16 protein-coding genes are annotated in these 19,400 nt (G+C 54.5%); 12 read left to right on the forward strand and 4 right to left on the reverse strand.

The window, feature by feature from the left end; genetic code table 11:
• Positions 1–29 precede the first annotated feature (29 nt).
• The 11 genes from ACFQPC_RS15225 to ACFQPC_RS15275 all read left to right on the forward strand — a co-directional run bounded on the left by ACFQPC_RS15225 (position 30) and on the right by ACFQPC_RS15275 (position 13,734).
• Positions 30–2,417: a 3-hydroxyacyl-CoA dehydrogenase/enoyl-CoA hydratase family protein gene (locus ACFQPC_RS15225; protein WP_382272705.1), complete on the forward strand. Its 2,388-nt coding sequence runs from the start codon at positions 30–32 to the stop codon at positions 2,415–2,417.
• Positions 2,418–2,430: 13 nt separating this feature from the next.
• Positions 2,431–3,627 carry an acetyl-CoA C-acyltransferase gene (locus tag ACFQPC_RS15230; RefSeq protein ID WP_382272706.1) on the forward strand — a complete coding sequence of 399 codons (1,197 nt, stop codon included), beginning with the start codon at positions 2,431–2,433 and terminating at the stop codon, positions 3,625–3,627.
• A 454-nt stretch (positions 3,628–4,081) separates the two neighbouring features.
• Positions 4,082–4,543 (forward strand): hypothetical protein, encoded by a 462-nt coding sequence (locus ACFQPC_RS15235; RefSeq protein ID WP_382272707.1) that lies wholly within the window; start codon positions 4,082–4,084, stop codon positions 4,541–4,543.
• Positions 4,540–5,394: a sterol desaturase family protein gene (locus ACFQPC_RS15240; protein WP_382272708.1), complete on the forward strand. Its 855-nt coding sequence runs from the start codon at positions 4,540–4,542 to the stop codon at positions 5,392–5,394. The genes ACFQPC_RS15235 and ACFQPC_RS15240 overlap by 4 nt, the downstream gene beginning before the upstream one ends.
• The gene (locus ACFQPC_RS15245; RefSeq protein ID WP_382272709.1) at positions 5,384–7,060 is read left to right on the forward strand and encodes a GH3 auxin-responsive promoter family protein; all 1,677 of its coding nucleotides are present in this window, start codon (positions 5,384–5,386) and stop codon (positions 7,058–7,060) included. The genes ACFQPC_RS15240 and ACFQPC_RS15245 overlap by 11 nt, the downstream gene beginning before the upstream one ends.
• Positions 7,041–8,141, forward strand: a complete 1,101-nt coding sequence (locus ACFQPC_RS15250) for a mandelate racemase/muconate lactonizing enzyme family protein (protein WP_382272710.1) — start codon at positions 7,041–7,043, stop codon at positions 8,139–8,141. The genes ACFQPC_RS15245 and ACFQPC_RS15250 overlap by 20 nt, the downstream gene beginning before the upstream one ends.
• 62 nt (positions 8,142–8,203) lie before the next feature.
• Positions 8,204–9,871: a CocE/NonD family hydrolase gene (locus ACFQPC_RS15255; RefSeq protein ID WP_382272711.1), complete on the forward strand. Its 1,668-nt coding sequence runs from the start codon at positions 8,204–8,206 to the stop codon at positions 9,869–9,871.
• A 309-nt stretch (positions 9,872–10,180) separates the two neighbouring features.
• Entirely contained in the window at positions 10,181–11,128 is a 948-nt protein-coding gene (locus tag ACFQPC_RS15260) for an ABC transporter substrate-binding protein (RefSeq protein WP_382272712.1), read from the forward strand.
• A gap of 63 nt (positions 11,129–11,191) precedes the next feature.
• Entirely contained in the window at positions 11,192–12,022 is an 831-nt protein-coding gene (locus ACFQPC_RS15265; RefSeq protein ID WP_382272713.1) for an ABC transporter permease, read from the forward strand.
• Positions 12,015–12,812, forward strand: a complete 798-nt coding sequence (locus tag ACFQPC_RS15270; RefSeq protein WP_382272714.1) for an ABC transporter ATP-binding protein — start codon at positions 12,015–12,017, stop codon at positions 12,810–12,812. Before ACFQPC_RS15265 ends, ACFQPC_RS15270 begins: the two co-directional genes overlap by 8 nt.
• 100 nt (positions 12,813–12,912) lie before the next feature.
• Positions 12,913–13,734, forward strand: a complete 822-nt coding sequence (locus ACFQPC_RS15275) for an alpha/beta hydrolase (protein ID WP_382272715.1) — start codon at positions 12,913–12,915, stop codon at positions 13,732–13,734.
• Here ACFQPC_RS15275 and ACFQPC_RS15280 read toward each other — a convergent pair.
• Positions 13,731–14,717: a GlxA family transcriptional regulator gene (locus ACFQPC_RS15280; protein WP_382272716.1), complete on the reverse strand. Its 987-nt coding sequence runs from the start codon at positions 14,715–14,717 to the stop codon at positions 13,731–13,733. The genes ACFQPC_RS15275 and ACFQPC_RS15280 overlap by 4 nt on opposite strands.
• Before the next feature lie 106 nt (positions 14,718–14,823).
• The gene (locus tag ACFQPC_RS15285; protein WP_382272717.1) at positions 14,824–15,792 is read right to left on the reverse strand and encodes a GlxA family transcriptional regulator; all 969 of its coding nucleotides are present in this window, start codon (positions 15,790–15,792) and stop codon (positions 14,824–14,826) included.
• Between the two features lie 208 nt (positions 15,793–16,000).
• Here ACFQPC_RS15285 and ACFQPC_RS15290 point away from each other — a divergent pair, with 208 nt between their 5' ends.
• Positions 16,001–16,690, forward strand: coding sequence for a M24 family metallopeptidase (locus ACFQPC_RS15290; RefSeq protein ID WP_382272957.1), 690 nt, complete (start codon positions 16,001–16,003; stop codon positions 16,688–16,690).
• On the opposite strand, the gene ACFQPC_RS15295 is transcribed toward ACFQPC_RS15290, so the two are convergent.
• Both ACFQPC_RS15295 and atzF read right to left on the reverse strand, forming a co-directional pair.
• Positions 16,691–17,398 (reverse strand): GntR family transcriptional regulator, encoded by a 708-nt coding sequence (locus tag ACFQPC_RS15295; protein ID WP_012080922.1) that lies wholly within the window; start codon positions 17,396–17,398, stop codon positions 16,691–16,693. It abuts the gene before it with no gap.
• 26 nt (positions 17,399–17,424) lie between these two features.
• The gene (atzF, locus tag ACFQPC_RS15300; RefSeq protein WP_382272718.1) at positions 17,425–19,221 is read right to left on the reverse strand and encodes an allophanate hydrolase; all 1,797 of its coding nucleotides are present in this window, start codon (positions 19,219–19,221) and stop codon (positions 17,425–17,427) included.
• Positions 19,222–19,400: the final 179 nt, after the last annotated feature.

A 19,400-nucleotide genomic window follows, 5' to 3' on the forward strand; every position in this document is an offset into this window, starting at 1 on the left:
GTACGCATTACTCATTGAGAGGTTTAGGCATGTCAAATTTCATCGTCAGGAAAGTCGCCGTATTGGGCGCAGGCGTGATGGGCGCACAAATTGCCGCGCATTGCGTGAATGCCAAAGTGCCGGTCATATTGTTCGACCTGCCAGCCAAGGAAGGCCCGAAAAACGGCATCGTCTTGCGTGCGATCGAGAACCTTAAAAAACTCAGCCCGGCACCATTGGCTAACGTTGATTACGCGCCTTTGATAGAAGTCGCGAACTACGAAGATGACCTGGAAAAGCTCAAGGATTGCGACCTGATCATAGAAGCAATCGCCGAACGTATGGACTGGAAGCATGACCTGTATAAAAAGGTCGCTCCGCATATAGGCGCAAACACCATCTTTGCTTCGAACACTTCAGGTTTATCCATCACCGCATTGTCGGAAGGCTTCGCGGCAGATTTGAAAGCCCGTTTCTGCGGTGTGCACTTCTTCAACCCGCCGCGCTATATGCATTTGGTGGAATTGATTCCTACCGCGGCGACCAAAGCGGAAATCCTCGATCAGCTGGAAGGCTTCCTCACTTCGACCCTGGGCAAGGGCGTGGTGCGTGCTTACGATACGCCTAACTTCATTGCCAATCGCGTCGGTATCTTTGGCATGCTGGCTACCATGCATGAAGCCGAAAAATTTGGCCTCACCGTGGACGTGGTGGATGACCTGACCGGTAGCAAGCTGGGACGTGCCAAATCAGGCACCTTCCGCACTGCCGATGTGGTCGGTCTCGACACCATGGCGCATGTGATCACCACCATGCAAAACACCTTGCAGGACGATCCTTTCTTCCCGGTATATAAAACGCCGGACATCCTCACCAAGCTGATAGGTGGCGGCGCACTCGGACAAAAAGCCGGTGCCGGGTTTTATAAAAAAGTCGGCAAGGATATCCTGCGCATAGATCCGGCGAAAGCAGATTACGTCGCCGGTGGCGGCAAGGCAGATGACCTGGTCGGTCGTATCCTGAAAGAAAAAGATCCGGCCAAGCGCATGAAAGCGCTGCATGATTCCAGCAATCCACAAGCGCAATTCCTGTGGGCTATCTTCCGCGATGCCTTCCACTACATCGCCGTGCATCTGGAAGCCATCGCCGACAACGCACGCGATATAGACTTCGCCTTGCGCTGGGGCTTTGGCTGGAATAATGGCCCGTTCGAAACCTGGCAAGCCGCGGGCTGGCAACAGATCGCCACCTGGGTCAAGGAAGACATAGACGCAGGCAAGGCGCTCAGCAATGCGCCGTTGCCGGCCTGGGTATTCGACGGACGCAATGGCGTGCATGCGGCAGATGGTTCATGGTCGCCCAAGCAAAAGAAAAACATTCCGCGTTCCAATCTCCCGGTCTATCAGCGTCAGGCCTTCCGTGCTGCACTGGTCGGCGACAATGGTGCGAATGGTCAGACAGCAGGTACCACCGTATTTGAAGATGAATCGGTACGCATCTGGCATCAGGATGATGAAGTCCTCATTCTGTCCTTCAAAACAAAAATGCACGTCATCGGTGCCGGCGTCACCGCAGGCATCAAGCGTGCAATAGAAGAAGCAGAGCAGAACTACAAAGGCCTGGTCATCTGGCACGCGGATGCTGCCGAAGGTGGTGCTTTCTCGGCTGGCGCCGACTTGCAATCCATGCTGCCGCTCTTCATGTCCGGCGGTGTGAAAGCGATAGAACCGGAAGTCGTTAAACTGCAGCAGGCACACCAGGCATTGAAATATGCGAATGTGCCGGTGGTTGCGGCGGTCGCCGGACTGGCGCTGGGCGGTGGCTGCGAATTGCTATTGCATGCAGCTAAACGCGTCGCTTCGATAGAGTCCTACATCGGCCTGGTTGAAGTAGGCGTTGGCCTGATCCCGGCCGGTGGTGGCTTGAAAGAAGCTGCTGCACGTGCCGCCAATGATGCGCGCGGTAACGACATCCTGCAATTCCTGAAAAACTACTACATGAATGCAGCCACGGCTGCCGTCTCGCGTTCCGCACTGGAAGCGCAAACCATGGGTTACCTGAAGAGCGATGACATCATCGTCTTCAATGCCTATGAACTGCTGCACATCGCGAAGACGCAGGCACGCGCCATGTTTGACGCTGGCTATCGTGCGCCACGCAAAGCACTGGTGCCATTGACCGGTAGATACGGCCTGGCGACGATAGGTGCGCAGCTCCTCAATATGCGTGATGGAGGTTTCATCTCGGCACACGATTACAAGCTCGGCATGATGATTGCGGAAGTTGTCAGCGGCGGTGACATAGAACAGAACAGCCTGGTCGATGAGCAATGGCTGCTTGATCATGAGCGCAAGGCATTTATGGAATTGCTGAACAACCCTAAAACGCAGGAACGCATCATGGGCATGATGCAAACCGGCAAGCCCGTGCGTAACTGATCAGGAGCATAAGATGAGTAAACAACTTCAAGATGCATACATCGTTGCTGCAACGCGTACACCTATCGGCAAGGCACCACGCGGGATGTTCAAGAATACGCGGCCGGATGATTTGTTGGTGCATGCCTTGCAATCGGCGTTGTCGCAAGTGCCTTCGCTGGATCCGAACCTGATCGAAGATGCCATCGTCGGCTGTTCTTTCCCGGAAGCAGAGCAGGGTTTGAACATGGCCCGCATGGGCGTGCTGCTGGCAGGTTTGCCGAAGACCGTCGGCGGCGTCACCGTGAATCGTTATTGCGCATCCGGCCTGACCGCGATTGCCATGGCGGCTGATCGTATCCGCGTGGGTGAAGCTGATGTCATGATCGCTGCCGGTGCCGAGTCCATGTCCATGGTGCCTATGATGGGCCATCATCCTTCGATGAATATGGGCATCTTCAAGGAAGAAAACATAGGCATGGCCTACGGCATGGGCCTGACGGCAGAGAAAGTCGCGACACAATGGAAAGTCAGCCGCGAAGCACAAGATCAGTTTGCGCTGAATTCACACCTGAAAGCATTGGCGGCGCAGCAAAGCGGAGAATTCAATAATGAAATGACGGCAGTCGAGATCGTCGAACGTTTCCCGAATCTCTCCAGTGGCCAGATCGACGTTACTACGCGCCTGGTGAATATGGATGAAGGCGCACGTGCCGATACCAATCTGGAAGCGCTGGCGAAACTGCGTCCGGTGTTTTCACCGAAGGGTTCGGTCACCGCAGGCAACAGCTCGCAAACTTCGGATGGTGCAGGTGCACTGATCCTGGTCAGTGAAAAAATCCTCAAGCAATTCAACCTGACCCCACTGGCACGCTTCGTTTCCTTCGCCGTGCGCGGTGTGCCGCCGGAGATCATGGGCATAGGGCCGAAAGAAGCAATTCCTGCCGCCTTGCGCGCTGCAGGCCTGAAGCAGGACCAGATGGACTGGATAGAATTGAATGAAGCCTTTGCTGCACAGGCTTTAGCCGTTATACAGGACCTGGGGCTCGATCCGTCCAAGGTCAATCCTATGGGTGGCGCGATTGCGCTGGGTCATCCATTGGGTGCGACCGGTGCGATCCGCTCGGCTACCGTGGTGCATGCACTGCGCCGCAAAAACCTGAAGTACGGGATGGTGACGATGTGCGTTGGTACCGGGATGGGAGCAGCGGGGATTTTTGAAAAAATGTAATTCGATCTAGGTTTGCTTAAAAAGCCGCAGATGTGTGAACACTGCGGCTTTTGTTATGTATGTGACTAGTCAGGAAGGCCGTTATGATCAGAAGCAGGCATGCAAACAAAAGGGCCTTGCCGCATGCGGTTGTCTAATGTACCAACTGAAATTAATAATTTATTCTTCCCATATTTATGGGATCTTTTATTTGCAACTATAAGGCATGATCGCGGATCGCTAATTTGTCCTGATTTGTTCTTTTCGACAGGTCGGGAAAAACGGGAGGTGTTCCTTGCCTAAGTTTTTTCTTGGAGGCATATGTCAGATGCCATCGGTTATTTGATGGTGTGGATGGGTGAATATCTAAAATTAAGATAATTCTTATTTCTAATTCTGGGCATTATGTGAAGTTGCTTTGCAAGTTTGTGCTGACGATCAGAATACTAATTAATAAACTAAAAATTCTATAACGATGCATTTTCCAGAAACACGACCTGATCGCTCCGATCTTGTCCGCTACTCAAATTTACTTTATCTGCTGGCCTCGCTTTTTCTTGTCCGGGTTGTCGGGCAGGCCGTCCAGTATTGGTTCCCGCTTGCGGCTTTACCAGCGTTCGGCGATTTCCAGGGTAGTTCGCTGCCCTATGCGCTGCTGTTATCCATACAGTTACTTATGCTTGCCTTCATGTACCGGGCCGCGTGGCGATTGGGTAGTGGTAAGCTTCGGCCAAATTCCCGTGTCGGTCGCTGGTTGATGGCGCTGGGCACCATCTATATGGCAGGTTCTTTATTGCGCATCATGATCGGGTTGACGGTGACGGACGCGATGGCCTGGTTCACCAGCTGGATTCCTGCCATGTTTCATGTTGTACTTGCTGCATTCATATTGACTCTGGCTATTTTTCATTTGCGAGCAAAGGACAACTGCGCATGAAGGTTTGGCTTTCCTATGTCTGGTATCCCGTCACTTTGGTGACGGCTGTGTGGACATATTTTCATTTGCTGTCGCTCGGAAGCGAGCCGGTTGCTGCTGCATATGTCCCGGTTGTGCTGTCAGGTATCATGATCGTCGTCCTTGAATGGTTTTTCCCGGCGCGTTCTGACTGGCGCCCAAAGAAGTCCGATGTGATTGCGGATGCTGCATTTTTAGGTTTGGTGCAGATTGCGGTCGCCAGGCTCCTGGGACTGATCGGTGTGCTGTATGTGGCGGCCTGGGCCAACCAGCATTTAACGGATATGCCCTGGCCACGCGACTGGCCTTTGCTCGCGCAGATATTGTTTATGGTGCTGATAGTGGATTTAATGCGGTACTGGTTACATCGTGCTGCGCATAAATACATGTTTCTATGGCGCCTGCATGAAGTACACCATTCCCCGGACATCCTCTATACCCTTAACGTCGGGCGCTTTCACCCATTCGAAAAAGTGTTGCAGTTTTGCCTGGATACGATCCCTTTCTTGCTGCTCGGCGTCGCGCCTGAGGTACTGGCAGGCTATTTCGTTTTTTATTCCGTTAACGGATTTTTCCAGCACAGTAATCTGGAGCTGCGCTATGGATGGCTCAACTATATAGTGGGTAGCGCGGAAACCCATCGCTGGCATCATGCCCGCGACCCGGAAACTGCCTACTGTAATTTTGGTAACACCACCATTATTTACGATCTGCTATTCGGTACCTGGAAGTTGCCTAGTCCTGTGGACGATATTGGTATTCCGGATCGGACTTACCCCAAAGGTTTCTGGGCCCAGATGATTTCTCCTTTCCGACGTCGCAATGACACTTAACCTGATCGCACTTTACCTCCGCGCCACCGCCTGGCGACAGGGCGCACGTATCGCATGGATGGCGCGTAATCCGATGAAAGTACAGCGTCGGTTGCTGGAGCGTATTCTTGCGGATAACCAGACGACCCGTTTCGGACGCGAACACGGATTCGAGAAGATCGGGGTTTATCAAGACTACGTCAGGAATGTGCCGGTATGCGAATTCGAAGGTTTGCGCAGCTTCATAGAGGCCGAAATTGATCATGGCGAGGCTGCGCTGACTGCGTCGCCACCATTGTGTTATATGCGAACCAGCGGCACCACCGGCAAGCCCAAGGACTTGCCGCTGATATCGACGCACCTGTCCGCTCTGCGACGTATTCAGCGCACAGCGGTAGCGTTCCAGCATCGGAACTATCCGCAAGGATTTGCCGGCAGCATACTTGCCCTTACCAGTCCGGCCAGTGAAGGGACTCTTCCTAACGGCAAACCTTACGGTTCCGCGTCAGGGGTGGTCTCCCGTAGTACCGCAGGCTCTATACGAAACAGGTTTGTGCTGCCGTATCAGGTATTGGGCATCGCTGACAGCCGCCTCAAGTACCTCCTGATCTTGCGGCTCGCGCTGGAACGCCGGGACATCAGCTATATTGGGGCGGCGAATCCTTCTACCTTGCTTGCCTTGATGAAGATCTATCGTGAGTATCGTGAGCAACTGATTAGCGATATACGGAACGGCGGTTTTTTTCTCATGGCTGATTTGTCCGCCGACGTTGCAGCTGCAGTGGCGCCGCGCCTGTTTGCCAATGCCATCCGTGCCGGCGAACTGGCGCGTATGGATACCCGCGAACGTCTTGCCGACTTATGGCCTGAACTACATTTGATCGTTTCCTGGACCTGTGCTGGTGCAGGGGTAGCGGCTGCCGCCTTGCAGCAGGAACTCGCGTCGCATACCAAGATACTGGAGTTGGGCTATGTTTCCAGCGAATTTCGCGGCACCATCACCTTAGGTCGCTCTTCAGGAAGCGGATTCCCGACGCTCGACACCCATTTCTTTGAGTTCGTGGAACGTGAAAAATGGGATAGGGGGCAAGCTGAATTCCTTACCCTCGATGAGGTGCGCAAGGGTGGGCTCTACTATGTCATAGTCACCACGCCATCAGGCTTGTATCGTTATTTTATTAATGATTTGGTTGAGGTTACCGGAGTCCTGCATCGGACACCTTTATTGCGTTTCGTCCAAAAAGGCAAAGGCGTCACCAGCATCACCGGCGAAAAACTTTACGAGTCCCAGGTGTTGGCGGCAGTGAGTAGCGCGATGCAGGTCCTGGGCAGACAAGCTCATTTCCTCATGATGCTTGCGGACGAGACGCACGCCCGTTACCGACTTTATGTCGAAGCCGGTGACATCGAGACCCTGCCTCCGGCCGATACCCTGGCGATTCTGGTAGATGCAAAGCTCGCCGCACTTAATCTCGAGTACCAGGCCAAGCGTGAAAGCTTGCGTTTGGGAGACATCAGTGTCCACTGGTTATCGCCGGGTACCGGTGATGCCTACAAGCGGCACTGTGTCGCGCAGGGACAGCGCGAAGGGCAGTTCAAAACTATTGCCGTCGCATATCTGAAGGATTTTCCTTTCGATTTCGCACCTCACATCACCAATGCCACTTATGAAATTACTACGGATTAGCCCATCGATTCTCGACATACCGTTTCGGGAAGCGTTCAAGCATGCTTCTGCCGAACGTGCGGCTACGCAGACTTTGTGGGTGCAGTGTGCGACCGCGACCGGTGTCACCGGCGTTGGCGAGGGATGTCCACGTGAGTATGTGAGCGGCGAGAGCCTGGAGTCCGCATTGGCTTTTGTCGCAAAACATCAGGATGCCTGGATGGCGGAGATCGACAGCGTGGATGCCTTGCGCATGTGGGTAGAAACGAATCGCGTATCGCTGGATGTCAATCCAGCCGCATGGTCTGCGGTTGAGTTGGCAATATTGGATGCACTGGCTATAGAAAAAAATTGCTCCATCGAAAAGTTGCTGGGCTTGCCTGAACTCTGCGGAAATTTTTTATATACGGCCGTGCTCGGTGATGCGTCAGCGGCAAGTTTCCAGAAGCAGCTCGAGCGCTATCTCGCAAATGGTTTTACCGATTTTAAGATCAAGCTTTCCGGCAACCTTGAGCTGGACATGCAGAAGATTGCCGTCTTGCGCGCAACGGGCGTTCCCGCAGGAAGAGTGCGCGCCGATGCAAATAACCTGTGGCCGGACGTGGCGAGTGCAGTCCTGCATATGAAGGCATTGAATTTTGCTTTTATGGGACTCGAGGAACCGATACGTACCGGTAGTCCACAGGCTTTGCGTCAAGTTGCGGTGGCTTTGGGAACGAAAGTCATCCTGGACGAAAGCCTGTTGCGGCTGGATCAGATTGGTGACTTTGAAGAAGATCGGCAACACTGGATCGTGAACTTGCGCATTTCCAAGATGGGCGGCATCTTGCGTTCGCTGGATATGTTGTCGGCCATACGCGAAGCAGGTTTTGGGCTGATCGTCGGCGCCCATGTCGGTGAGACCAGCGTATTGACGAGGGCTGCGTTAACGATTGCAAATCAAGGCCGCGATATTTTGATTGCGCAGGAAGGCGCATTTGGCACGCATTTGCTGGCGCATGACGTAGTGGAACAGCCCCTTATGTTCGGTCATGGCGGGATATTGGAGTTTGCGACGGGAGGCAAACCTGGCCTGGGACTGGATGTAAGGGTTCCGACTTGAAGGCTTTCCGCTTTACTTTGTTGTTCGTGATGACGGCAGTCCTATGCGGATGCCAGGCATTCGTGAACTACAAATTTCTTCCACGTGAGGGCGTACGCCCGGCTGAATACGCAGTATCCGTTGATCGCGATATATCAATCATTACTTCCGACGGTGTTGAATTGCTTGCGAGCGTTTACCGGCCCAAAGTGGACGGCAGGACGCCCACCATCCTGGTTCGTATTCCCGTTAGCAAGACTTGGAAAAATGATATGGCGATGGAGGCCGTGGCAAGTTTTTGGGCCGGTCGAGGTTATACGGTAGTAATACAAGGGACGCGTGGGCGTTACAGGTCCGGCGGTGAATTTTATCCGCTTCGTTCCGAGCGCCAGGATGGCATCGAAACCCTTCAATGGTTGGCACGACAGCCCTGGTTCGATGGCCGCCTTGGCATGTGGGGAGGTTCCGCATTTGGCTATACCCAATGGGTGCTTGCGGATCAGCCTGGCGTGTTGGCATTGAACATCCAAATCGCCAGTACGGATTTCGGAACGATGTTCCATCCGGGCGGCGCATTTTCATTGGAGTCGGCACTATTCTGGGCGGTTCGTAGCCGTGGCAAGGAGGACGAAGATCCTTCTTTCCAGGCCTTGGAAAAAGGATTTAACGGCTTTCCATTGATCGAGGCTGACGATAGGGCCGTCGGCGACATTCCCTTTTTCAACGATTGGGCAACTGCGCAGCCTGGCAGCGCGTATTGGACTTCCATAGATGGTACGGATCGGGCCGCCAACGCGAGAGCGCCGGTACTTTTGATGGCGGGGTGGTCAGATCCGTTTTTACCCACACAGCTCCGGGATTTCATGTCCTTGCAGCATTCATCCATCGGACGTGTTGCACAAGACAGCCGACTTATTATTGGGCCGTGGACGCATGCCGATCCCATCATATTTCCAGACGGGCTTGCGCCAGAAAGTTATCGCGCAGCGAGTCTGGCGCCAAGCATTCCATGGTTCGACCATCATTTGCTCGGGCAGCCCCTGGCTGCAACCCTCAATGCCCCAGTCCGTTTGTATGTCATGGGTGAAAATGTCTGGCGGGATGAGCCGGCGTGGCCATTGGCGCGCGCACGTCATACAGCTTTTTATCTCCAAGGCGACGGCAAGGCTAACGGTTTGCAAGGAGATGGAAAATTACTCCCCGACCTTCCCGTAAAAGCGCTTAAAGATTCATATCGTTATGATCCCGCACATCCGGTTCCTTCGCGTGGTGGCGCTATGCTTGGGCCCCGCGCTGGCATGGTGAAACAGAACGATGTCGAAATCCGGAGTGATGTCCTTGTTTACTCTACTCCGCCTCTGGTGGAGGAGGTCGAGGTTACCGGGCCAATCAGCGCCATATTGTTTGTACAAACATCAGCGAGCAATACTGACTTTACCGTCAAGCTCGTCGACGTCCATCCAGACGGGGCTGCCTACAATATTTCTGATGGGATCTTGCGTCGCAGTTATGCCGCAAATTCTGACCCAAGCGAAATAACGGTGGAACTTTGGCCCACCAGCATGTTGTTTAAACGTGGTCATCAAATCCGTGTAGAGATTAGCAGCAGTAATTTCCCGCGATACGATCGTAATCCGAATACGGGGCGCGATATATTGAACGAGGTGTCGCCTGTGGTGGCGAACCAGACCTTGCATCATTCACCAGTTATGCCATCGCGAATAATACTGCCGGTGATTCCACGCAAATAGAAGCGCAGATGTTTCCGCATTTCGTGCCCGGAAAATACCTTTCATTCTTCTTTATGCCACCATCTCCGGCAGCGCGCACCCAAGCGGTGCAATAACGCACCACCGCGACTCCCTCTGCTTTTATCCTGCGCAAGACATCATTCCCCTCTGTATCTAGTCAGTATTTCGTCGACTATTTGGTGAAAAATCGTAGTGGCACAGACCTTGCTATGACGTAGTTAAGCTTGTACACAAGAAGGTATTCTAATTACCGATCTGGTGTTGGCAGGCCGAATGCGCGCTTACTCGTCAACTTAATAAGGATCAGCCATGCACCCACGCAGAAAATTTATTGCCTCCCTGATTGCAGCATCGTTTGTCTGTGCAGCAGCGTCTACCTCAGCACTGGCAGCGGATCAGGTGATCCGTGTCGGCACTCTTAAACTGATGCATGGCATCACGCCTTACTTCTACGATAAGTTCACACCACCGGGCTACAAGATAGAAGTGATTCCGTTTGAAACACCGACCGATGGCAAGAATGCGGTCGTGACCAAGTCGGTCGATTTTGGTACCTATGGCCTGGCAGCAGCGACGCTGGGCGCAGCAGCAGGTGAGCCGGTCGTGATCGTTGCGGCACAGTGTAATCGCGGCATGGCAGTGGTGGCACGTGCTGACAGCAAGATCGCTTCGATCAAGGATTTGAAAGGCCAGCGTGTCGGCATCCTGCCTGGTTCCACGCAAGAAGTGGTGATCCTTGATCGCCTCAAGCAGGAAGGCATGACGGTCAAGGATATCAAGCCGGTGCGCGTCTCTTTCAGCGAAATGGCTTCGGCATTGGAACGTAACGATATCGATGCTTTTGTCGGTGCAGAACCAGGTCCTTCGATCAGTGTCAGCCGTGGCATCGGCAAGATAGTCGAGTATCCGTATTCGACCCCGACCGGCACCGTGAACATGGTGATGACTACACATGCTGACAACCTGAAAAACAAGCAGGAACTGATCAAGGTTTTCCTGAAGATCCATCGCCAGGCTACCGAGTATGCGATGGCAAATCGCGCCGCTTTTGTCGAGATGTCTGAACAAAAACTGGGTTTGCCTGCGAAGGTCGTGGAATTGGCTGCTCCTAACGTCGAGCTGACATGGAAGCTGGATGAAGACTGGATCAAACGCGCCAAGTACTACGGTTCGCAAATGCTGGACAAGAAACAAATCCGCCAGTTGCCTGATTACGGCAAGTTCATTGATGCCAGTTTCAATCAGCAAGTGAAGTAAGCCGTAAGGGTGAATTAAAGATTCAAGCAGCGAGTTAAATAGTTTTATCTGGAAGGATTTATCGTGGAACAAACCGTCGAGTTACCGATGAAAGTTGTCAGGCCGGAGTTTTGGCCGCGTATCAAAAGTTGGCTGACCCCATTGATTGTGCCTTTGCTCTTGCTGGTGGGCTGGCATGTAGGTGTCAAGGCATCGGGTACGCAGTTGATTCCGCTACCCAAGGATGTTGGCCTGATGTTGTACGACTTCGCATTCGGCGGTATCTACGATGATGCCTTCAGCGAAACGCTGCCGCTGCATTTGTGGAAATCGGTCACGCGCGTCTACGGTGGATTCTTCGCCGCCGCGCTGGTCGGTATTCCGCTCGGTTTGCTGATTGGCCGTATCAAGGTCATTCGCGATTTGCTCGATCCGACCTTGCAGTTGCTGCGTCCGGTACCGGTGACTGCGTGGTTGCCGCTGTCGATGATCTTCTTCGGCATCGGCCCGAACGCCGCGATTTTCCTGGTATTCCTCGGTGCGTTTTATCCGATTGTTTTCAACACGACCTTTGGTGTGAAGGCAGTCGACAATCGTTTGTTTGAAGCGGCCTTGATGCTGGGATGTAATGGCTCATCCTTGTTCCGCCAGGTGGTACTGCCTGCGGCGATGCCGTCCATCCTGAATGGCTTGCGCCTAGGGCACGGCTTTGCCTGGATCCTGATCGTGGTGGGTGAAATGACCGGTGTACCGGAAGGCCTGGGCGCTGTGATTATGGATGGTCGCATGTTGTCGCGTACCGACCTGGTGATTGCAGGCATGGTCGTGATCGGCATCGTTGGTTACAGCACGGATCGTGTGCTGGTCGCCATCAACAATTATTTACTCAAATGGAGCCCGCAACATCATGTCTGATACTTACTCCGAACGTCGTCCTTTACCGGCGATAGATATCAAGGGCGTCAGCAAGGTTTTTTCGATAGGCGGACAAACCGTGCAGGCTTTGCGTGAAGTGAACCTGACCATCAACAAGGGCGAGTTCGTGTGCCTGATCGGTGCTTCGGGTTGCGGTAAATCGACCCTGTTGCGCATCATGGCGGGATTCGAGACCACGTCTTCCGGCAGCGCGAATATGTATGGCATGCCGATTGACGGGCCGAGCCCGGAGCGCGGCATGGTGTTCCAGGATTATGGCTTGTTCCCGTGGCTGACCGTGAAAGAAAACATAGGCTTCGGGCAGCGTCAGCGCAATCTGCCCAAGGCCAAGCTGGAAGAGCTGTCTGCCTATTACACCGATATGGTGGGCCTGACCAAGTTTGCCAATTACTATCCGGGGCAGTTGTCCGGTGGTATGAAACAGCGCGTAGCGATTGCCCGCGTGCTGGCGAACGACTGTGAAGTCTTGTTGATGGATGAACCCTTCGGTGCGCTGGATGCGTTGACACGTGAAAAGCTGCAACAGGATTTGCTGGAGATCTGGGAACGTACCAAGGTGACTGTCGTGTTTGTCACGCATGCGGTGGAGGAAGCCGTGATGTTGTCAGATCGTGTGGTGGTGATGACTGCAGGTCCGGGTCGTATCGAAGAAGACATCAAGCTGGATCTGGCACGTCCACGCGATATCACTGCGGTCGAGTTCAATGAAATTCGGCGCGATATTACCCAGTACCTGAGCAGCCACGTATCGACAAAAATCGCAGCCTGATGTTTGCTGAAAAATAGTCGTAAAGGCGGAAATTCGCGCTACCATGGCACAGGATTTCCGCCTGTGCGGAAGCCAAATAAAATAACAACGTGACTCCGCTATGAATTCGATATATCACGGCATGGATCAGGCTGCCCTGGACGCCGGTTACAACAACTCGCTGGCGGTCAAGAATAGCCCCGCCATATTGAAAGATTTTGATCTACGCAGTGCGGCTTTGCGCGCCGAGTATGGGCAGCGGCTGGATCTGCGTTATGGCCCGGCGGAGCGCAATCGCATCGATTACTTTGCCGGCAGCAAGCCGGGACCACTGCTGGTGTTTATCCATGGCGGTTACTGGCAAATGCGCGCCAAGGAAACCTTCAGTTTCCTCGCTGCAGGCCCCCTGGCGCATGGTATGCATGTAGCACTGATCGGTTACACGCTGGCACCGGATGCAACATTGACTGAAATCGTGACAGAGGTAAGGGCGGGTATCGCCTGGTTGCGACAGCATGCCGGAGAGTTTGGCGCTGACGTGGAACGCATAGTCGTATCCGGCTGGTCTGCAGGCGGACACCTGACTGCCATGTGTGTCGACGAACCTGGTGTGATCGGTGGTGTGGCGATCAGTGGCATTTATGACCTGGAGCCGATACGCCTGTGTTACCTGAATAACAAACTGCAATTGAGCGCGGCGGAAGAGAAGGAGCTGAGTCCTTTGTTACTGCCACTCAGTCCACGTCCGTTGACGCTGATGTATGGTTCGGATGAATTAGCCGAGTTACAGCGCCAGTCCGAGCAATTCGGGGCAGCGCGCAATGCATTGCCGGGTGCACTGGTGCCGCTGGCACAGCGCAATCACTTTACTATCCTGAATGAATTGGCTGCGCCCGACGGTGCGATCACACATGAAGTGTGCGCGATCGCCGGTATTGCCTAGGCTGCTGCGACCGGCATCTCTTCGGTGCGGAAGCGTTGGCGATAATCGCTTGGTCCTATGCCTAGGCGTTTGGAAAAGATGCGGCGCAGGGTCGCCGCATTGGTCAGTCCGCAGCGACGCGCAATATCTGTCAGGCCGAGGTCGGTCGATTCCAGGTAACGACGGGCTGCGTCTATGCGGGCATCGTTGACGAAGTTCATCAGCGTCAAACCGGTTTCCTGCTTGAATATGCGTGACAGGTTGCGCGCACTCATTTGCATTTCATCGGCAATGCTCAATAAGGTGTGTTCGACATTCAGGTTGTTGAGTACATAGTTTTGTACGGCCGCAACCGGTGAATCGTTTTTGACCTGTACTTCCAGTAGTGGACTGAATTGCGACTGGCCACCGGCACGACGCAGGTAGACGATCAGGTATTTGGCGACATCCAGCGCCATTTGTTTGCCGAAGTCTTCTTCTATCAACGCCAGTGACAAGTCGATGCCGGCAGTCACGCCGGCCGTGGTGTACAGACTGTCGTCTTTCACATAAATCCGGTCCGGTTCTACTGTCGCCTTGCGGAACATGCTCGCCAGGCGGGCTGCATCCATCCAGTGTGTGGTCACCGTCTTGCCGTTGATCATGCCGGCGGCACCCAGCGCGAAGACACCATTACAGATCGCACCTATGCGGCGGCAGCTTTCGCCCTGTGCGGCGAGCCAATCCGTCAGCGTCGTATCTTCCAGGATGTCGAATACCCCGAGTCCACCCGGTACGATCAATGTATCGAAATGCGGGCAGGGATCGAAGATGGTGCGGTCCGGCATGATGGTCAGGCCACTGGATGACTGTATCGGTCCACGCGTGGTGGCGATGGTCAGGATTTCATATTCGCATTCGCCATTGCTGAGTACTTTGACTTCGGCAAAGGCATCGCCTGGCGCTGCAATATCCAGCATCTGGAAGCGGGGGAAGACGACGAGGCCTATCGTGATTTTGCGCATGAAAATTATCGGGCGAGCAGGGTGGAATTCGGTATAAGTAAAAATCTGTGCAAATCATACCCGATGCCGGCTCCCGGTAGCACGCTGGCCTTATTACGCCCCAGGCTCAGGATTTGCGGAAGGCGGCAAAGTTGGCGCGGTATTGCATCGCGGTAATCCCCAGTCGTTTAACAAAGACATTGCGCATCTGGTTGGCATTATGGAAGCCGCACAGATAGGCGATCTTCTTCATCGGGTCATTGCTTGCCTCCAGCAAGGCACGGGCTGCATCCAATCGTGCGCTTTCTATGAATTCGGCCGGCGTGATTTTGGTATCACGGACAAAGATCCGGGCAAAGTTACGCGGACTCATCGCCACCGTACGGGCCAGGATTTCCACGCTGAGTTCCTGCTGCAGGTTTGCCAGTACATATTGCTGGACCATGCTGACCGGCGAGCTTTCTTCCGCATAGGGTGTCAGGTAGGGGCTGAACTGCGATTGGCCACCGCGCCGCTGCATGAAGACCACCAGGCGCTTGGCGACATTCAGCGATACTTCGGCACCACTTTCCTGCGACAGGAGATAGAGCGATAAATCAATGCCGGCGGTGACCCCTGCCGACGTGTACAAATTCCCATCCTGTAAAAAGATGCGGTCGGCATCGACCCTGGTGGCGGGGAACATGCGTGCCAGCAGCGCCGCATCATTCCAGTGGGTAGTAATGGTCTTGTCGTCCAACAGGCCGGCGTGTGCCAGCAGGAATGCACCATTACAGATGGAACCGTATTTGCCGGAACGCAGCGCACAGGAGTGCAGCCAGGCCAGCAAGGCTTCGTCCCGCGGCTGTTGCGGTAGTTCGGGGCCGCCCGCAACCAGGATCAGGTCGAATGCCGTATCCACTTCGCTGTAGTGTTTATGCGCAGCGATAGGCAAGCCGTTCGAGCACTGCATCAAGCCGTGCGTGCTCCCGATCACGGTCAGCTGATAGCGCTGCTCATTTTCCAGGAAGCGGTTTGCTTCGGAAAAAACATCCAGCGGGCCGGACACATCGAGTGCTTGTGCCCCGGGGAAAACAAGTATGGCGACGGTAGGCATTGCAATATCCTTTTTCAGGACTCCACGATAACGCGACTGGCAGCAACTTGCATGGTTTTACGCTTGCTTGGCAGGATTTCCACCATGCTTGTCAGCCGTCCGTCCCATGCGGTGATTTCGCTTTTTCTCCCTGTTTCGCATACTGCTTACAGCTGTGATGCACTTTATTTTGAAGTGCTCAGCCAGGATTTTGATCGGGAGAAAAATGATGACGGAAACAGCAGTAGCCAGCGCGGAGCGGGTAGGTCCGGCTTTTTCAGTAGACGGCATGTTGCAGGCACGCGCCAAAACACGCGAAGCGATACGTGCCATCGCCGCCCTGGTGCGGCCGGGAATGGTGGAAGAAGACGCGGTCGATATGGCGAAGCGCACGCTGATCGCTTCCGGCCTGGACCTAACCTGGCACCCGACGCGTATCCGCTTTGGCAAAAATACGATGAAGGCGATGAAGCAGGCATCCGAGCCGGGCGTGGTATTGCAGGAAAACGATATTTTCTTTATCGATATGGCGCCACGCTTTGAAGCATGGGAAGGTGATGGCGGTGCGTCCTTCGTGGTCGGGCAGAACGAAGAGTACACACGTTGCGCATTGGATGCCGAAGCAATTTTCCATGCAGTACGCAAGATGTGGCTGGCGGAAAAGGCCAGCGGTCATGAACTGTATCAATATGCGGAACAGCAAGCGAAGCAACGTGGATGGGAATTGAATTTCGACTTGCCCGGCCATCGCGTATCGGATTTTCCGCATGCTGCGATACATACCGGTTCGTTGGCTGAATTCGAGGCAACACCGTCAGCGATGCGCTGGATACTGGAAATCCATATCCGTCATCCAGAAAAGCAGTTCGGCGCCTTCTTTGAAGACATGCTGCTGGATGACGGCAGCTATCCCAAATAGTCAGGCCGATAGCTGCGCCGCCAGTCGCGCCTGGTGCAACATCTGGATAGTGATTTTCTTCACTTCGGATTGGCTCAATGCGATGTGGGCGCGCAGCAGGTCTTTCGCCTGGCAGCTGCGTTTTTCTATGATGGCACGCAGGATGTGCGCATGTTCGGTGTAGGTTACTTCTATGCGCATTTCCTTCGTGAATTCCAGCCGCCGTATAACGCGTATGCGTTCGGTGATGTCGTGATGGATGCGCGCCATTTCCGCATTGCCACTGGCTTCCACCAATTGTTCATGGAAACGTTCGTCATGTACCGAGAGTGTGGGTACATCAGTGATACGTTCATGTTCCGGCACGAACCAGAGTTCTGCCAGTTGTTGCAATAGTGGTGGCGCTTCCGGCATCGCGCACAGTTGTTCGACCGCCGCACATTCGAGTACGCTGCGCACATCGTAGAGCTGTTCGAACATCTGGAAATCGAAAGGGCGGATTTGCCAGCCGCTCTTGTGCAAGACTTCGACATAGCCTTCACGTTGCAGGCGGAACAGGGCTTCCCGTACCGGTGTGCGACTCATTTGCAGGCGTTCGCTCATCTCGTTTTCGCTGAAACGGTCGCCGGGCAGGAAGTGGAAGTCGAAAATGTCCGCCTTCAGCCGGGTATAGGCTTGCGAAGCGAGACTGTCAGGCAGGACTTTGGCAAATTTGAGCTTGGGTATCATGGTACATGGTTTCCGAAAGAATCAGTTCAGGCAGCCCTGTTGCAATATGCGCGCCAGCCACCGAAGGAAGTGATGTCTTGTGCGCTTTCCAGTGCATACGGTTCACAGATGAAACCTTTGACCAGCCGGCCGTCACTTAACTCCAGCGTGCCTATTCCCAATGGTGCGGGTACCCCGGCGACAAATGAGCCGAAGGCCGGCAGGGGGATATCCCATAATTCCACCGTAATCGCCGCGCCATCCTTGCTGCGTGCCAGCCCTGGTTTGGGTGGCGTGGTTCCAGCCAGTGTGTACAGGCGATAGCTATCGGCGGTCTGTGCACTTTCCACCAGGATGGCTTTACGTTCGGTCAGTTCGCGGTTCAGCGGCATGCCTGTCAGGTGTGCACCGACCACGGCGACCCGCAGGTGACCAGCCGGCACCTCATGCTTGTCCGTGGTGGCTGCCGGCGGCATGTAAGGCTGTCCGGTGGCGCCTCGCGGCAAGCCGGTCAGTGCCTGCCAGTGTTTACCGAAGGCGGCCAGTGCATGGTCCGACCAGGCCGGACCGATCAGCGTAAGGCCAAAGGGCAGGCCGTCGCTACGCAGATTGGCCGGTACCGCCAGCGCGCACCAGTTCAGCAGGTTGACGAAGTTGGTGTACTTGCCCATATGGCTGTTACGGCGGACCGGGTCGGCCGCGACCTCGGCGATCTTGTAATGCGTCGCTGCGGTCGGTACCAGCAAGGCATCGACCGAAGCCATGATTTTGTCGGCAGCGCGTTTGAGGTCGGCCAGCTTGTATTGCGCATTGAAGGTATCTGTTGCCGAGAATTCGCGGGCGCGAAAGATGATGTCGCGCACAACGGGATGGATGGCATCGCTGTGTTCTTCGGCGAAGGCTTCAATTGCCGCATAACGCTCGGCTACCCATGGACCGTCATAGAGCAAGGTAGTGACTTGATCGAATAAGGAAAAATCGAGTGGAATACATACCGCACCGCTGGCGCGTACCGCTTCCAGTGCCTGCGCATACGCAGCGGCTGCGATGGTGTCACCATAAAATTCGGGTTGGGCCGGGATGCCGAAACGCGGCTTGGCCGGCAGCTTGGTCAACACATGTTCCGGGCGTGTACGTGAATATGCATCCGCCGCATCGAAGCCAGCGGCCTGTGTGAATACGAGTTCTGCGTCAGCCACCGTGGTGGCAAAAATAGACACGCAATCCAGTGTGCGGCAAGCCGGTACCACGCCGCGTCCGCTAAGTGAACCGACGGTTGGTTTAAGGCCGACGATATTGTTGAGGCCGGCCGGTACGCGACCCGAGCCCGCGGTGTCGGTACCGAGTGAAAACGGTACCAGGCCGCGTGCCACGACCGAAGCGGAGCCGGAGCTGGAGCCGCCGGATACGTATTCCGGATCGAAGCTATTCGGCACTGCGCCGTAAGGCGAGCGTATGCCGACCAGGCCAGTGGCGAATTGATCGAGATTGGTTTTACCAATGACAATCGCACCGGCATCCAGCAAGCGTTGCACGACGGTGGCGTGTTGTTCTGCGATGTAAGCGAATTCGGGGCAGGCGGCTGTGGTGCGTATGCCTGCCACATCGATATTGTCTTTCGCGGCAAAGGGCACGCCATACAAGGGCAGTGTCGCCAAATCAGGATTTGCCAGGCGACGCGCTTCCAGTGCTTGTAGCTGCGCCGCAAGATAGGGCTGATCAATCAGCGTGATCCAGGCTGCATCATCGCCGGCCAGGCCATTCAGTAGTGTTGCCAGTAAAGCCGCTGGTGTTGCGCCATCGCGGTAAGCAGTTTGCCAATCGACTATCGTCCATCCCAACATTTTGAATACTCCCATGTATACAAGTTTGTATTTGTCTTAGCATGAGTCATGCCATGGGAAAAAACCAGTTTTTTGCCCTTGCCCTGAGCCTGCCCCGGCGATGCGATGGGATTGCGTGGACCGCCTTGGTGCAGTTGCGCACCCTTCGAGTGCGTTTGTTGGATCGAAGCTTAGTACGA

The sequence above is a fragment of the Herminiimonas glaciei genome (genome assembly GCF_042664955.1).
Taxonomy (GTDB): Bacteria; Pseudomonadota; Gammaproteobacteria; order Burkholderiales; family Burkholderiaceae_D; genus Oxalicibacterium; species Oxalicibacterium glaciei.

Coding starts and splice junctions, on each gene's coding strand:
- ACFQPC_RS15270 (WP_382272714.1), top strand. CDS start 12,015: ATGTCTGATACTTACTCCGAACGTCGTCCTTTACCGGCGATAGATATC.
- ACFQPC_RS15285 (WP_382272717.1), bottom strand. CDS start 15,792: ATGCCTACCGTCGCCATACTTGTTTTCCCCGGGGCACAAGCACTCGAT.
- ACFQPC_RS15275 (WP_382272715.1), top strand. CDS start 12,913: ATGAATTCGATATATCACGGCATGGATCAGGCTGCCCTGGACGCCGGT.
- ACFQPC_RS15225 (WP_382272705.1), top strand. CDS start 30: ATGTCAAATTTCATCGTCAGGAAAGTCGCCGTATTGGGCGCAGGCGTG.
- ACFQPC_RS15230 (WP_382272706.1), top strand. CDS start 2,431: ATGAGTAAACAACTTCAAGATGCATACATCGTTGCTGCAACGCGTACA.
- ACFQPC_RS15245 (WP_382272709.1), top strand. CDS start 5,384: ATGACACTTAACCTGATCGCACTTTACCTCCGCGCCACCGCCTGGCGA.
- ACFQPC_RS15260 (WP_382272712.1), top strand. CDS start 10,181: ATGCACCCACGCAGAAAATTTATTGCCTCCCTGATTGCAGCATCGTTT.
- atzF (WP_382272718.1), bottom strand. CDS start 19,221: ATGTTGGGATGGACGATAGTCGATTGGCAAACTGCTTACCGCGATGGC.
- ACFQPC_RS15250 (WP_382272710.1), top strand. CDS start 7,041: ATGAAATTACTACGGATTAGCCCATCGATTCTCGACATACCGTTTCGG.
- ACFQPC_RS15235 (WP_382272707.1), top strand. CDS start 4,082: ATGCATTTTCCAGAAACACGACCTGATCGCTCCGATCTTGTCCGCTAC.
- ACFQPC_RS15240 (WP_382272708.1), top strand. CDS start 4,540: ATGAAGGTTTGGCTTTCCTATGTCTGGTATCCCGTCACTTTGGTGACG.
- ACFQPC_RS15280 (WP_382272716.1), bottom strand. CDS start 14,717: ATGCGCAAAATCACGATAGGCCTCGTCGTCTTCCCCCGCTTCCAGATG.
- ACFQPC_RS15295 (WP_012080922.1), bottom strand. CDS start 17,398: ATGATACCCAAGCTCAAATTTGCCAAAGTCCTGCCTGACAGTCTCGCT.
- ACFQPC_RS15290 (WP_382272957.1), top strand. CDS start 16,001: ATGACGGAAACAGCAGTAGCCAGCGCGGAGCGGGTAGGTCCGGCTTTT.